Here is a 12,966-nt window from a genome sequence, read left to right as displayed (position 1 = left end):
GGACGCCGGGAGGTGAGCATGTCCGCCGAGGAGATGACGGGCGAGGACGCGGAGAGCCAGGAGATCAGGTCCCTGCGGGAGGAGGCGCGTGCCGCGGTGATGCAGGCCGGCGACCTCGCGCAGCTCGAGGAAGCGAGGGTGGCCTTCCTGGGACGCAGGGGCAGGGTGACCGCGCTGCTGCAGGGGATAAAGGACCTGCCCACGGAGGAGAGACGAAACGCCGGCATGCAGTTGAACCGCCTCAAGGCATGGCTGGAGCAGGCCCTGGGGGAGCGCGAGGAGGAGCTGCGCAGGCGGGAATTCGATGTCGAGCTGCGCGGAGAAAAGGTGGACGTGACCCTTCCGGGACGCCACGTGGCCTTGGGCACGCGCCACCTCATCTCCAGGATCATCGAGGAGATCGAGGATATCTTCACGGGCATGGGATACCGCGTGGCGGAGGGCCCGGAGGTGGAGCTGGACTACTACAACTTCGAGGCGCTCAACACGCCGCAGTGGCATCCCTCGAAGTCCCTGCAGGACACCTTTTACGTGGACGCCTCGGAGGCGGGGAGAGAGGACGTGCTCCTCCGTACCCATACCTCGCCGGTCCAGATAAGGGTCATGGAGGCGACCGCCCCTCCCCTTTACGTCATCGCTCCCGGGAAGGCCTACCGCCACGACGTTCCCGACGCCACCCACTCGCCCATGTTCCACCAGGTGGAGGGGCTGGCCGTGGACGAGGGCCTCACCCTGGGTGACCTCAAGGGTACCTTGGAACATTTTGCCAGACGCATGTTCGGCGAGGAACGCGCAGTGCGTTTCCGCCCCCATTTCTTCCCCTTCACCGAGCCCAGCGCCGAGGTGGACGTCTCCTGCATCATCTGCGGGGGCGGTGGATGCCGGGTCTGCAAGGGAACGGGGTGGCTGGAGATCCTGGGCGCCGGCATGGTCGACCCCAACGTCTTCGCCTACGTGGGTTACGACGCGGAACGTTTCAGCGGTTTCGCCTTCGGGATGGGGGTGGAGCGTATCGCCATGCTCAAGTACGGTGTCCCGGACATCAGGTACCTTTTCGACAACGACATGCGCCTGCTGGCGCAGTTCTAGGGAGGAGATGGAATTGCGGGTCTCTTTGGAGTGGCTCAGGGAATACGTGCATTTCGACCTCGACCCCCACGAGCTCGCCGAGTTGCTCACCATGGCGGGGACGGCGGTGGATGCGGTGGAGCGGCTCGGCGCGGGGCTGGAAGGACTGCTGGTGGGACGCGTGATGGAGGTGAGGCCCCACCCCGATGCCGACCGCCTCTCGGTCTGCCGGGTGGACCTGGGGGGCCGTCAGGCGGAGATAGTATGCGGGGCGCCGAACGTGAGGGAGGGTATGCTGGCGCCGGTGGCTCCCCCGGGGGTCAGGCTGCCGGACGGAAGCGACATCGGCGAGGTGGTGATCCGCGGCGTGACCTCCTGCGGGATGCTGCTCTCGGAACGCGAGCTCGGCCTTTCCGATGACGCGGCGGGGATCATGGAGCTGGAAGGGGCGCCGGAGCCCGGCACGCCGTTGAAAGTGGCGCTGGGCGAGGAGGATACCGTGCTGGTCCTGGAAGTCACTCCCAACCGTCCCGACTGTCTCTGCATGCTCGGGGTGGCGCGGGAGGTGGCGGCCCTCACGGGGGGAAGGCTGGTACGACCTTCCTTCGAGTTGCGGGAGTGCGATCCTCCAACCGGCGAGGAAGTGGAAGTGGAGATACGAGACCCCGATCTCTGCTCCCGCTACGCGGCCCGCCTCATCGAGGGGTTGAGCATAGGGGCCTCGCCGTGGTGGATGAGAAGGCGACTGCGCGCCGCCGGGGTCAGGCCCATCAGCAACGTGGTGGATATAACCAACTACGTCATGCTGGAGGCGGGGCAGCCCCTGCATGCCTTCGACTTCGAGCTCATAGCGGAGGGAAGGATCGTGGTGCGCCGGGCTTCCGCGGGCGAGAGCATGGTCACCCTGGACGGGGTGGAGCGCAGGCTGACCCCCGACGACCTCCTCATATGCGATGCGAGCGGGCCGGTGGCCTTGGCGGGGGTCATGGGGGGCGAAAACACCGAGATCGGAGAGGGCACCACCCGGGTGCTGCTGGAATCGGCCCACTTCCATCCCGCCGGCATCATGCGCACCTCCCGCACCCAGGGCCTGTCCTCCGAGGCCTCTTATCGCTTCGAGCGCGGCGTGGACCCCTCGGGATGCGTGCGCGCCGCCGACCGCGCCGCCTACCTGATGCAGGAACTGGCGGGAGGGAAGGTCAGAAGAGGGGCGGTCGATGCCCGCGCGCGGGAGACCGCCCCCCTGCGGCTGGACCTCAGGGTGGGACGCGCCGCCCGCCTCATCGGCATCGATCTCCACGAGGAGAGGGCCCGCGATATCCTGGTCTCCCTGGAGCTGGAGGTGAAGGGGAGGCGGGAGGAGAAGGGAGAGGCGGTGCTGGACCTGGAGGTCCCCACCTTCCGGCCCGACCTGGAGCGGGAGATCGACCTGGTGGAGGAGATCGCCAGGATATACGGTTACCACCGCGTCCCCTCCACCCTCCCCGCCAGCTCGGCGAGCATGGGCATGCTCTCGATGCAGCAGAGATGCAGGAGGGAGGCGGCGCGGACCATGGCCGGCCTGGGCCTGCACGAGGCGGTGACGGTCTCCTTCATCTCCGAGCGCTGGCTGGAGCTCCTGGACCCCCCGCGCGTACTCTTTCCGCGACGCGCCGTGCGCCTGAGGAACCCCCTGAGCGAGGAGACCGCGGTGCTGCGGCCCAGCCTCCTCCCCGGGCTGCTGGAGGCGGCGCGCTTCAACGTCAACCGCCGCATCACCGACGTCCACCTCTTCGAGATGGGGAGGGTCTTCCTCCCCGCGGCGGGAGAGGCCCAGCCGCGGGAACCCCTGCACCTGGCGTGCCTGCTCACGGGAGACTGGATGCCCAAGCAGTGGGACGGCGCCGCCCAGGCGGTGGACTTCTTCACCGCCAAGGGGATACTTGAGAGGCTGGCCTCCTCGCTGCACGTGCCCGGATTGGAGTTGGAGAGGGAGGAACTTCCCTTCCTCCACCCCGCCCAGTCCTGCGCGGTGCTTGTCGAAGGGTCGAGGGCGGGGTTCCTGGGACTGCTGCACCCGCGCGTCTGCGACGAGGTGGACCTGCCCCGCAACACCGCGGTCATGGAGCTGGAGTTCTCCCGCCTCGAGGAGAGCCGGGCGGAACCGCACTTCCGCGAGATCCCGCGCTTTCCCACCCTCCAGATGGACCTGGCGGTGGTGGTGGACGAGGAGGTGGAGGCCCGCGACCTCGAGACGGCTATCAGGGAGGCGGGGGGAGAGCTGCTCTACGAGGTGAGGTTGTTCGACCTCTACCGCGGCGAACAACTGGGAGAGGGGAAGAAGAGCCTGGCCTTCAACCTGGTCTTCTGCGCCATGGACCGTACCCTGCGGGACGAGGAGGCGCGCTCCGTACTCGAGGACATCGTCTTCGCGCTGGAGAGAGGGTATGGCGCGCGACTGCGCGCATAGCGACCCCCCACAGGGATCGGGGAACGGAAGTATGCCCTCTTGGTGGTCCGTGGGTCCGCGCGCCCTATAACCCCTCCGGGTTCAGGAGAGGGCGTTGAACTTGCGCATGAGGCGCGACTTGCGGTTGGCGGCGTTGTTCTTGTGGATGATGCCGTCGCCGGCCGCCTTGTCCAGGGCCTTTATGGCCTTGGTCAGGTAGAGCTGGCACTCTTCGCGGTCGCCCCGCTGCCGGGCCGCCTCGAAGCGGCGGATATAGGTCTTGATCTCCGATTTGCGCGAGCGGTTGCGCATGCGCCTCTTCTCCGCCTGCCGCATGCGCTTTTCCTGCTGCTTTATGTTGGGCAACGCTACACTCCTTTCGTCAAACAGAGGAGATTGTAACACAAGGTGGGGAAGGGGTAAATCCCCTGTGCCGGTTCACTGCCTCGTGGGCACATGCACCCCGTCCCTGCCGCCCTCGATCCGTTCTGCCAGAGACTCCCTGCGAGAAAGATATACGGGCACTCCGCCCGGCGGAAAGCGGGAGAGGAAGCCCCAGGAGGGGAAAACCGCATACGGTCCCTCCATCATCCCGCGGGTGGCGGACACGGGCGAGGCGGGATGCGTGCGGAGGAGGGCCGGTATGCTCCGGCCGAGCTCGCGAGGTTCCGGGGGCGCCCCGGACGCGCAGGGGCTATAATTACCTGGGAGTTGAGACATGGACAAGAGCGGGATAAGGAACTTTTGCATCATAGCTCATATAGACCACGGGAAATCCACCCTGGCCGACCGCTTCCTGGAGCTGACCGACACCGTGCCGCGCCAGAAGATGGCGGAGCAGTATCTCGACCGCATGGAGCTGGAGAGGGAGCGGGGGATCACCATCAAGGCCCAGGCGGTGCGCATGCGGTACCGTGCCCGCGACGGACGCGAATACCGCCTCAATCTCATCGACACCCCGGGACACGTGGACTTCTCGTACGAGGTTTCACGCAGCCTGGCGGCCTGCGAGGGAGCCATACTGCTGGTTGACGCCTCCCAGGGAGTGGAGGCGCAGACGGTGGGCAACGCCTACCTGGCGGTGGAGTCGGGCCTGGAGATCATCCCCGCCGTGAACAAGATCGACCTTCCCGCATCCGACGCCGAGGGCACGGCCATGGAGATCGCGGACCTTATGGGCATCGATCCCGGGGAGGTGCTGGCGGTCTCCGCCAAGACCGGCGAGGGGGCGGAGGAGCTCCTGGAGGCGGTGGTGGAGCGCGTGCCGCCCCCCGCGGGGGAGTCGGATGCGCCGCTGCGCGCCCTGGTCTTCGACTCCACCTACGATTCCTACCGCGGGGTGATCGCCTTCGTGCGCGTTATGGAGGGAGAGGTCAGGCAGGGGATGAAGATCCGCTTCATGGCCACCGGGGTAACCGCCGCCGTTGATGAGGTGGGTTATTTCTCCCCGGACATGATCTCCAGCCCGGGCCTGGAGGCGGGGGAGGTGGGCTACATCATCACCGGCATCAAGGACGTCACCCGCATCAAAGTGGGGGACACGGTGACGGGAAGGGAGGCTCCCGCCGCAGAACCGCTCCCCGGCTACCGCGACCCCAAGCCCATGGTCTTCGCGGGCATCTATCCCGTGGATGCGGACGATTTCACCGCCCTCGGCGAGGCCCTGGAGAAGCTGAAGCTCAACGACGCCGCCCTGAGCTTCGTGCGAGAGAACTCCAAGGCGCTGGGCTTCGGTTACCGCTGCGGGTTTCTCGGGCTCCTGCACATGGAGATCGTGCAGGAGCGCTTGGAGAGGGAGTACGGGCTGGACCTCGTGGTGACCTCACCCAACGTGGTCTACGAGGTGGAGGACCGGGCGGGAAGGGTGTCCTATGTGCGCAATCCCTCCGAGATGCCGGACATGGGGGCCCTGAAGGAGATCAGGGAGCCCTACGTGCAGGCCACCATCCTGGTGCCCCCTGATTTTCTCGGGGGAGTGATGGAGCTGGTCAAGGAGCGTAGGGGCATCTACCAGGATGTGAGCTACCTCTCGGGTCGGCGGGTGGAGCTGCGCTGCCGCATCCCCCTGGCGGAGATGGTCATGGATTTCTACGACCAGCTCAAATCGCGCAGCCGGGGGTATGCGTCGCTGGACTACGAGCACATCGGGTTCCTCCCCGGAGACCTGGTGCGGCTGGACGTGCTCATCAACGGAGAGCCGGTGGACGCCTTCTCAGTCATCGTGGAGAGGAGCAGGGCGCACGAGCACGGAAAGCGCATCACCCAGAGGCTGCGCGAGCTCATCCCGCGCCAGCTCTTCGACGTCCCGGTGCAGGCGGCGGTGGGCGGAAGGGTGGTGGCCCGGGAGACCATCAAGGCCAGGCGCAAGGACGTACTGGCCAAGTGCTACGGCGGCGACGTGACCAGGAAGAAGAAGCTGCTGCAGAAACAGAAAGAGGGCAAGAAGCGCATGAAGATGGTGGGCAAGGTGGAGATCCCCCAGGAGGCCTTCATCTCCGCGCTGAGGACGGGCGGGGAGGAGAGGGGGAAGTGAGGGAGGCGGGGAAGGGTCCCGGCGGCGGTCCCGCCGGGGACGGGACGGTGCGCCTGCCGCCGGGGAGGCGGAGCCCATGAGGCTGTACATCCACTGGCCCTTCTGCCGCTCCCGCTGTTCCTACTGCGATTTCAACTCCCGCGTGGCCCCCGGGCGCGTGGTGGATGCTTACCGCCGGGCGTTGCGGAAGGAGTTGGAGATGTGGGCATACCTCCTGGAAGGGCGCGGCGGCTGCTTGCGCTCCGTCTACCTGGGGGGAGGGACGCCGTCGTGCCTGTCGGGGGCGGAGGTGGCGGGCCTCCTGGCCGCGGTTACCGGCGCCTTCGGCCTGCACGAGGAGGCCGAGGTGACGGTGGAGGTGAACCCCGCGACCTGGAGCGAGAAGGACTTCCGGGATGCCGTGGAAGGGGGAGTCGATCGCCTGAGCATCGGCGTGCAGTCCCTGGAAGACGGGGTGCTGCGCCTCCTCGGGCGCCCGCACGGAGCGGCGGAGGCGAGACGGGCTCTGCGCACGGCCCTGTCCTCCGGGGCGCGCTCCGTGGGCGCCGATCTCCTCTACGGGCTTCCGGACCCGGGCGGCCGCGCCTTCCGGAACAGCCTGGAGGAGGTCGCCGCCCTCGGGATCCCGCACCTCAGCATCTATGCCCTCACTCTGTCCGAGGAGGCGCCTCTGGCGCGCAGGGCGGAAAGCGGCGAGGTGGCGCTGCCGTCCGAGGACGCGGTGGCGGATGAATACCTGGAGGCCTGCGAGGCCCTGGACCGGCGGGGTTACGAGCACTACGAGATATCCAATTTCTGCCTCCCTGGCCATCGCTGCCGCCACAACCTGTCCTACTGGCGCAGGGAGGACTACCTTGGGCTGGGGGCGGGTGCGCACTCCATGCTGGGGGGCGTGCGTTTCTGGAACCAGCGCTCGGTGCTGCGATACCTGAGAGTCCTGGAGGAGGGGAGGCTGCCGGTGGCCGGCGCGGAGCGGGTTGCGGGCGAGGAGGCGCGCGAGGAGATGGTCATGCTGGGCTTGCGCACGGCGAGAGGGGTGCCCGAGAGGACCCTCCGCCGGTCGCGGGAGAGGCTGCGCGAGCTGGCGCGGGCAGGCCTGCTCGCCCTCGAGGGAGGGAGAGTTAGGCTCACGCCGCGCGGCATGCTGGTGTCCAACGCGATCATCTCCGAACTGGCCTGGGGAGGGGAGGACGCCGCCCGCGCCACCCGGTGCTCCGCCGGCATCACTTGACGGGCGGCGTCGGGGAAAGATAATTTGATTATGTAGGTAGCACTCGAGGGAGGAGAGTGCTAAATGCTGGACAAAAGGCAGCAGAAGATACTCAAGGCGGTGGTGCACCGCTATATCATGACCGGGTCGCCCATCGGCTCCAAGGCCCTGGCCGAGAGCCTTAACCTTGGGGTGAGCCCGGCCACCATCCGCAACGAGTTGAGCAAGCTGGAGGGCATGGGATACCTCTACCAGCCCCACACCTCCGCGGGACGCGTGCCCACCCACCTCGGATACCGCTTCTACGTCGACAGCCTGAGCGGGAGGACGCGCCTGCGCGAGGAGGAGAAGCAGGCCATCCTCACCCTCTTCTCCTACAAGACGCGTGAGCTGGAGGGCCTGCTGCAGGAGACCAGCTCCCTGCTCTCCCGGCTCACCAGCACCGCCGCCCTCATCATCGCGCCGCGTCTGAGGCGCAACACCATCAAGCACATCGACGTGGTGAAGCTGGCGGGAGAGGTGGTGCTGCTGGTGATCATCACCGATACCGGAAGGGTGGAGAAGAAGGCCATAGAGGTGACCGGCGAGGAGCTGGACGAGGACCTGGAGGCGGTGCAGTCTTACCTGAACCGGCGACTGCAGGGCAAGGGACTGGAGGAGATATACGCGGAGGAGAGCGGAGGCGAAAAGAAGGGCGGCGGACGCCCCCTCTCCGGGCTCACCCGCAGGGCCCTGGAGGCGATACGGGACATGCTCTCCCGCGACGACTACGAGAAGGTCTACGTCGGAGGCACCGTGAACCTCCTCCGCTACCTGGACGAGGAGGGCGTGCGGCGCATCGAGTCGCTGCTCAAGCATTTCGAAGAGCAGTATTTCCTCTTCAACCTCCTCAGCGAGGCCCTGCGTGCGCGTGAGCTCACGGTGCGCATCGGCGACGAGAACGCCTTCAAGGAACTGCAGTCCTTCAGCCTGGTGGCCACCCCCTACGCCATCGGAGACGAGATGATGGGCACGGTGAGCGTGCTCGGACCCACGCGCATGGATTACGCGCGCGTCATACCCACGGTGGAGTTCATCGCGAAGTCGCTGAGCCGCACCCTGGAGATGCTCAGGGGCTAGGAGGACGATGACCCTACGATGAAGGATTACTACGCCATACTCGGTGTCGCCAGGGATGCCGACCAGGAACAGATAAAAAGGGCGTACCGACGGCTGGCGCGTCGCTACCATCCCGACGTGGCGGGAGGCGACCGCGAGAGCGAGGAGCGCTTCAAGGAGATAAACGAGGCCTACGAGGTGCTGGGCGACCCGGAGAAAAGGCACCGCTACGACCTCTTCGGGGAGACGGGGATCGCCGCGTCCCCCTTCGAACGGGGCTTCGAGGGATTCGGCAGTCCCTTCGGGGATATCTTCAACCTCTTCTTCGGAGGCGGCCAGGGGCGTGCCCGCACCGCCTCACCCCGTCGGGGCAGCGACCTCCTGGCGGTGGTGGAGATAGAGCTGGAAGAGGCTTACAGCGGAGCGCGACGCGAGATAGAGGTGCCCCGGCACGAGAGCTGCCCGGAGTGCGGGGGCTCGGGGCTGGAAAAGGGATTCGGGCACGACCTCTGCCCGGACTGCGGGGGAGAGGGGCGCTTCACCCGCACCCGGCGCAGCGCCTTCGGCACCTTCACCTCCACCACCACCTGCCGGCGCTGCGGGGGCAGCGGGGAGATCAACACCCATCCCTGCGGCGGCTGTGCGGGAAGAGGGATAAGGGAGATACTCGACCGGGTGGAGGTGGAGATCCCGGCGGGCGTGGAGGATGGCGACCGTATCCGCATGAGCGGAAGGGGCGAGGCGGGGCAGCTGGGCGGGCCTCCCGGAGACCTCTTCGTGGAGGTGAGGACGAGGGAGCACCCCGTCTTCACGCGCCACGGGCGCGACCTGCACGCGGTGGTGAGCGTGGACATGGTGGAGGCGGCCCTGGGGGCGGAGGTGGATATCCCCACCCTGGACGGCGAGGAAAAGCTGCACGTGCCCCCCGGCAGCCAGCCCGGCGACTCCTTCCGGCTGCGCGGGAGGGGGATGCCCGAGGTGCATTCCCGCGCCCGCGGCGACCTCTATCTGACCCTGGAGGTGAGGATCCCACGGAGGCTGACGGCGGAACAGAAGCGCCTCCTGCGCGAGTTCCAGCGCCAGCGCTCACGCGACGAGGAGGCGCCCGGGGTCATGGAGCGCCTCCGCAAGGCAGTGAGGCAGAAGGCTTGACCATCCCGAGGTTCTTCGTGACCGCGCGGGACCTGACCCGGGAGCGCGTGGTCCTCTCCGGCGCGGATCACCATCACCTGAGCCGTGTGCTGAGGGCGAAGGTGGGGGACGAGGTGCGCATCCAAGACGGATGCGGCGGCACGGCGAGGGCCTTGATCGTCGGCATCGGGCGCGAGGCGACCGACCTCGAGGTCACGGAGAGGTGGCGAGAGGAGGAGGAGCGGCCGCGCCTCCATCTCTTCCAGGCACTGCTCAAGGGAGCCAGGATGGACCTGGTCGTGGAAGCGGCGGCTGAGCTGGGGGTCTCGTGCGTCGCTCCCTTTGCCTGCCGGCGTTCCCGCGCCCTGAGCGAGGAGACGGAACGCAGGGTCGAGCGCTGGCGCGCCATATGCCTGCAGTCGTCACGGGTGGCGGGAAGGCTCTACCTGCCGGAGGTCTTCCATCCCCTGCCGTGGGAGGAGATGCTGGGGTCCCTGTCGTCTTTCGACCGCGTCCTCTTCGCCGACGAGCAGGGAGGGGAGAGGCCGGCGGAGGCGTTGGAAGGGACGGGATGGGGGGAGGTGGCGCTGGTCGTGGGTCCCGAGGGGGGATTCGAGGACACGGAGAGGGACGAGCTGCGCGCGCGCGGCGCGCGGCCGGTCAGCCTGGGGCCGTACGTACTGCGCGCCGAGTACGCGGGGATGGTCCTGGTGGCGGCGGCGAGGTGCGCGTGCGGGCTGCTGTGAGGTGGGATATGGCCAAGGTGGCGGTGTTCACCCTGGGCTGCAAGGTCAACCAGGCGGAGAGCGAGGAGCTGAGGCTGCTGCTGGCGGAGGCGGGGCACGAAGTGGTGGAGGACCCCGCGCTGGCGGACCTTTGCGTGGTGAACACCTGCACGGTGACGGCGGAGAGCGACCGCAAGAGCAGGAAGTTGCTGCGCCGCCTGTGGAGGGAGGGCGCGGAGAGGATAGTGGCGGCGGGCTGTTACGCGGAGATAGAGCCCGAGACCGTCGGGAGGTCGCCGGGGGTGGTGGCGGTGCTCCCCAACGCGCGCAAGCGGGGCTGGGCGGAGGAGATCATCGCCCTGCTCCCTCCCGCCGGGGACGCGGGCGTGGGGCGGACAAGGCCCACGCGACGCACCCGCGGCTTCGTCAAGGTGCAGGACGGCTGCGAGCGCGGATGCTCCTACTGCATCGTCCCCCGCGCCCGTGGGGAGGAGGTATCGGTTCCCCCCCGGTCGGTCGTGGAGATGGTGGCGCGCTGGAGGGTCAGGGGCTGCGAGGAGGTGGTCCTCTGCGGGGTAAACCTGGGGCGGTACGGCCACGGCCCGGGCTACGACCTGGCCTCGCTGGTGCGGGAGGTGCTGGGATCCGGCGAGGGCTTCCGGCTGCGCTTGAGCTCCCTGGAGCTCGAGGACCTGCGACCGCGGTGGGTGCGGGAATGGTCGGCCATGCCCCGCCTGTGCCCGCACCTGCACCTGCCGCTGCAGAGCGGAGACGAGGGCATACTGCGCGACATGGGCAGGGGATATACCCCTGAGGATTTCCTGGAGGCGGCGGGAGAGATGCGCCGCGCCTGGCCCGCGCTGGCCATCACCACCGAGGTGATGGTGGGCTATCCGGGCGAGGGGGAGGCCGCTTTCGAAAACACGGTGAGGACCCTGGAGAGGCTGCGGCCGGCCCGCGTGCACGTCTTCCGCTTCTCGCCCCGTCCCGGCACCAAGGCCTGGGACCGGGGTGACGCCGTGGAGCCGGCGGAGGCAGAGAGGCGGTCCGCCGCCCTGCGCGCGCTGGCGGAGAGATGGCGTTGCTCCTACGTCGAGGAACGTCGCGGGCAGGGGCGAGGCCTGCTGGTGGAGAGGATAACCTGCGGAAGGGACGGGAGGACCGCCTGGGGAACCACCGAGGACTACATCAAGGGCGCCCTGCGGGAGCCGCCCCCGGAGGCGGAGGCTGGTAAAATAATCCCGGTGGAGATCGCCGGCCTGTGGAAGGGGGTGGCCCTCATGAGGCCGCTGCCGCGGGAAGACGGGTCGGTGTAGGCGGGGGAACAGGAGAGGGGGAGCCATGGAGGAATGCGTATTCTGCAGGATAGTGGCAGGCGAGATGCCCGCGGAGATCCTGTACGAGGACGAGGAGGTGGTCGCCTTCCGCGATATCAATCCCCAGGCGCCCGTGCACCTCCTGGTGGTCTCGCGGAAGCACATCTCCTCGGCGCTGGAGCCCGCGGCGCGAGACGGCAAGCTGCTGGCGAGCGTCTTCGAGGCGGTGGCGCGCCTCTCCGAGGACGAGGATATCGACTCCAGCGGGGTACGCGTGGTCACCAACGCCGGAAAGGCGGCGGGGCAGGAGGTCCCCCACCTGCATTTCCATCTTCTGGGCGGGAGGATGATGTCCTGGCCTCCGGGCTAGGCGGGCACGGGCAGGGAAAGGAGGAAAGGAGACGGAGGAGAGCAGGCAGAGCGAGCTCAAGATACTGGTGCCCGGCAATCGCCCCATGGTCAGCCTGCTGGGCGAGAGGGACGAACTGCTCAAGGTGGTGGAAAGGGCCTTCCGCAGCACCATACTGGTGAGGGGCAACGAGATCACCATCACCGGGGAGGAGGGCGAGCTGGAGACCATCTCCAGGCTTTTCGAGGAGCTCCTCGAGCTCCTCGACTCGGGCATGGTCCTCACGGTGGAGAGCGTGGAGAAGGCCATAGAGATGATCCTCGAGGAGGGGGACCTGAACCCCACCGACGTCTTCACGGACATCATCATCTCCCGGCGCGGCAAGGTCATCCGCCCCAAGACCCCCAACCAGAAGAGATACGTTGAGGCCATACGCTCCAACACCATCGTCTTCTCCATAGGGCCGGCGGGGACCGGCAAGACCTACCTGGCCATGGCCATGGCGGTGAAGGCGCTGCTGTCCAAGCAGGTGGGCAGGATCATCCTCACCCGTCCCGCGGTGGAGGCGGGGGAAAAGCTGGGCTTTCTCCCTGGCGATATGTACCAGAAGGTCGACCCCTACCTCAGACCCCTCTACGACTGCCTCTACGAGATGATCGAGGTGGATAAGTTTTCCAGATACATGGAGCAGGGGATCATCGAGGTGGCGCCCCTCGCCTTCATGCGTGGACGCACCCTCAACGACTCCTTCATCGTGCTGGACGAGGCGCAGAACACCTCCCCGGAACAGATGAAGATGTTCCTCACCCGCCTGGGGTTCGGCTCCAAGGCCGTGGTCACCGGGGACATCACCCAGATCGACCTTCCCGGAGGCCAGCCTTCGGGCATGAACGTGGTGCGGGAGATACTCAAGGGCATCGAGGGCATAGAGTTCGTCTACCTCGACGAGAGGGACGTGGTCCGCCATAAGATCGTGCAGGAGATAGTGCGCGCCTACCAGCGATACGACGGTGACCGCGGCGGGGCGGGCGGAAAGCCGGACAGGGGTTGAGCGCGCCCGCCGGCGCTGAAACCCTGTATAATCCGGTATAGAGAAGATGGACGATAA

General features: G+C 67.5%; 11 protein-coding genes. 10 read left to right on the top strand and 1 reads right to left on the bottom strand.

Annotation, left to right across the window (positions count from 1 at the left end):
• Positions 1–33 precede the first annotated feature (33 nt).
• Positions 34–1,089, top strand: coding sequence for a phenylalanine--tRNA ligase subunit alpha (pheS, locus tag H5T74_07395; GenBank protein MBC7230199.1), 1,056 nt, complete (start codon positions 34–36; stop codon positions 1,087–1,089).
• Positions 1,090–1,096: 7 nt separating this feature from the next.
• Positions 1,097–3,517: a phenylalanine--tRNA ligase subunit beta gene (locus H5T74_07390; protein MBC7230198.1), complete on the top strand. Its 2,421-nt coding sequence runs from the start codon at positions 1,097–1,099 to the stop codon at positions 3,515–3,517.
• Positions 3,518–3,598: 81 nt separating this feature from the next.
• Here H5T74_07390 and rpsT read toward each other — a convergent pair whose 3' ends face one another.
• Positions 3,599–3,862, bottom strand: coding sequence for a 30S ribosomal protein S20 (gene rpsT, locus H5T74_07385; protein MBC7230197.1), 264 nt, complete (start codon positions 3,860–3,862; stop codon positions 3,599–3,601).
• A 352-nt stretch (positions 3,863–4,214) separates the two neighbouring features.
• On the opposite strand from rpsT, the gene lepA reads away from it, so the two are divergent.
• From lepA to H5T74_07345, 8 genes are all read left to right on the top strand, one after another.
• Complete coding sequence (gene lepA, locus H5T74_07380) at positions 4,215–6,029, top strand: elongation factor 4 (GenBank protein MBC7230196.1); 1,815 nt, start codon at positions 4,215–4,217, stop codon at positions 6,027–6,029.
• 76 nt (positions 6,030–6,105) lie between these two features.
• On the top strand, positions 6,106–7,260 hold the full coding sequence (hemW, locus tag H5T74_07375) for a radical SAM family heme chaperone HemW (protein ID MBC7230195.1): 1,155 nt from the start codon (positions 6,106–6,108) through the stop codon (positions 7,258–7,260).
• Between the two features lie 63 nt (positions 7,261–7,323).
• Positions 7,324–8,358 (top strand): heat-inducible transcription repressor HrcA, encoded by a 1,035-nt coding sequence (hrcA, locus tag H5T74_07370; protein ID MBC7230194.1) that lies wholly within the window; start codon positions 7,324–7,326, stop codon positions 8,356–8,358.
• 18 nt (positions 8,359–8,376) lie between these two features.
• Complete coding sequence (gene dnaJ, locus H5T74_07365; GenBank protein ID MBC7230193.1) at positions 8,377–9,489, top strand: molecular chaperone DnaJ; 1,113 nt, start codon at positions 8,377–8,379, stop codon at positions 9,487–9,489.
• On the top strand, positions 9,486–10,214 hold the full coding sequence (locus H5T74_07360) for a 16S rRNA (uracil(1498)-N(3))-methyltransferase (protein MBC7230192.1): 729 nt from the start codon (positions 9,486–9,488) through the stop codon (positions 10,212–10,214). Before dnaJ ends, H5T74_07360 begins: the two co-directional genes overlap by 4 nt.
• A gap of 8 nt (positions 10,215–10,222) precedes the next feature.
• Positions 10,223–11,509 (top strand): MiaB/RimO family radical SAM methylthiotransferase, encoded by a 1,287-nt coding sequence (locus tag H5T74_07355; GenBank protein ID MBC7230191.1) that lies wholly within the window; start codon positions 10,223–10,225, stop codon positions 11,507–11,509.
• A 25-nt stretch (positions 11,510–11,534) separates the two neighbouring features.
• Complete coding sequence (locus H5T74_07350) at positions 11,535–11,879, top strand: histidine triad nucleotide-binding protein (GenBank protein MBC7230190.1); 345 nt, start codon at positions 11,535–11,537, stop codon at positions 11,877–11,879.
• A gap of 85 nt (positions 11,880–11,964) precedes the next feature.
• Positions 11,965–12,909 carry a PhoH family protein gene (locus tag H5T74_07345; GenBank protein MBC7230189.1) on the top strand — a complete coding sequence of 315 codons (945 nt, stop codon included), beginning with the start codon at positions 11,965–11,967 and terminating at the stop codon, positions 12,907–12,909.
• Positions 12,910–12,966 lie beyond the last annotated feature (57 nt).

The organism is Actinomycetota bacterium, assembly GCA_014360645.1.
GTDB lineage: Bacteria > Actinomycetota > Geothermincolia > Geothermincolales > RBG-13-55-18 > Solincola_B.
Note: the sequence above shows the minus strand (reverse complement) of the source record. Positions and strands in the feature narration are given on the sequence as shown.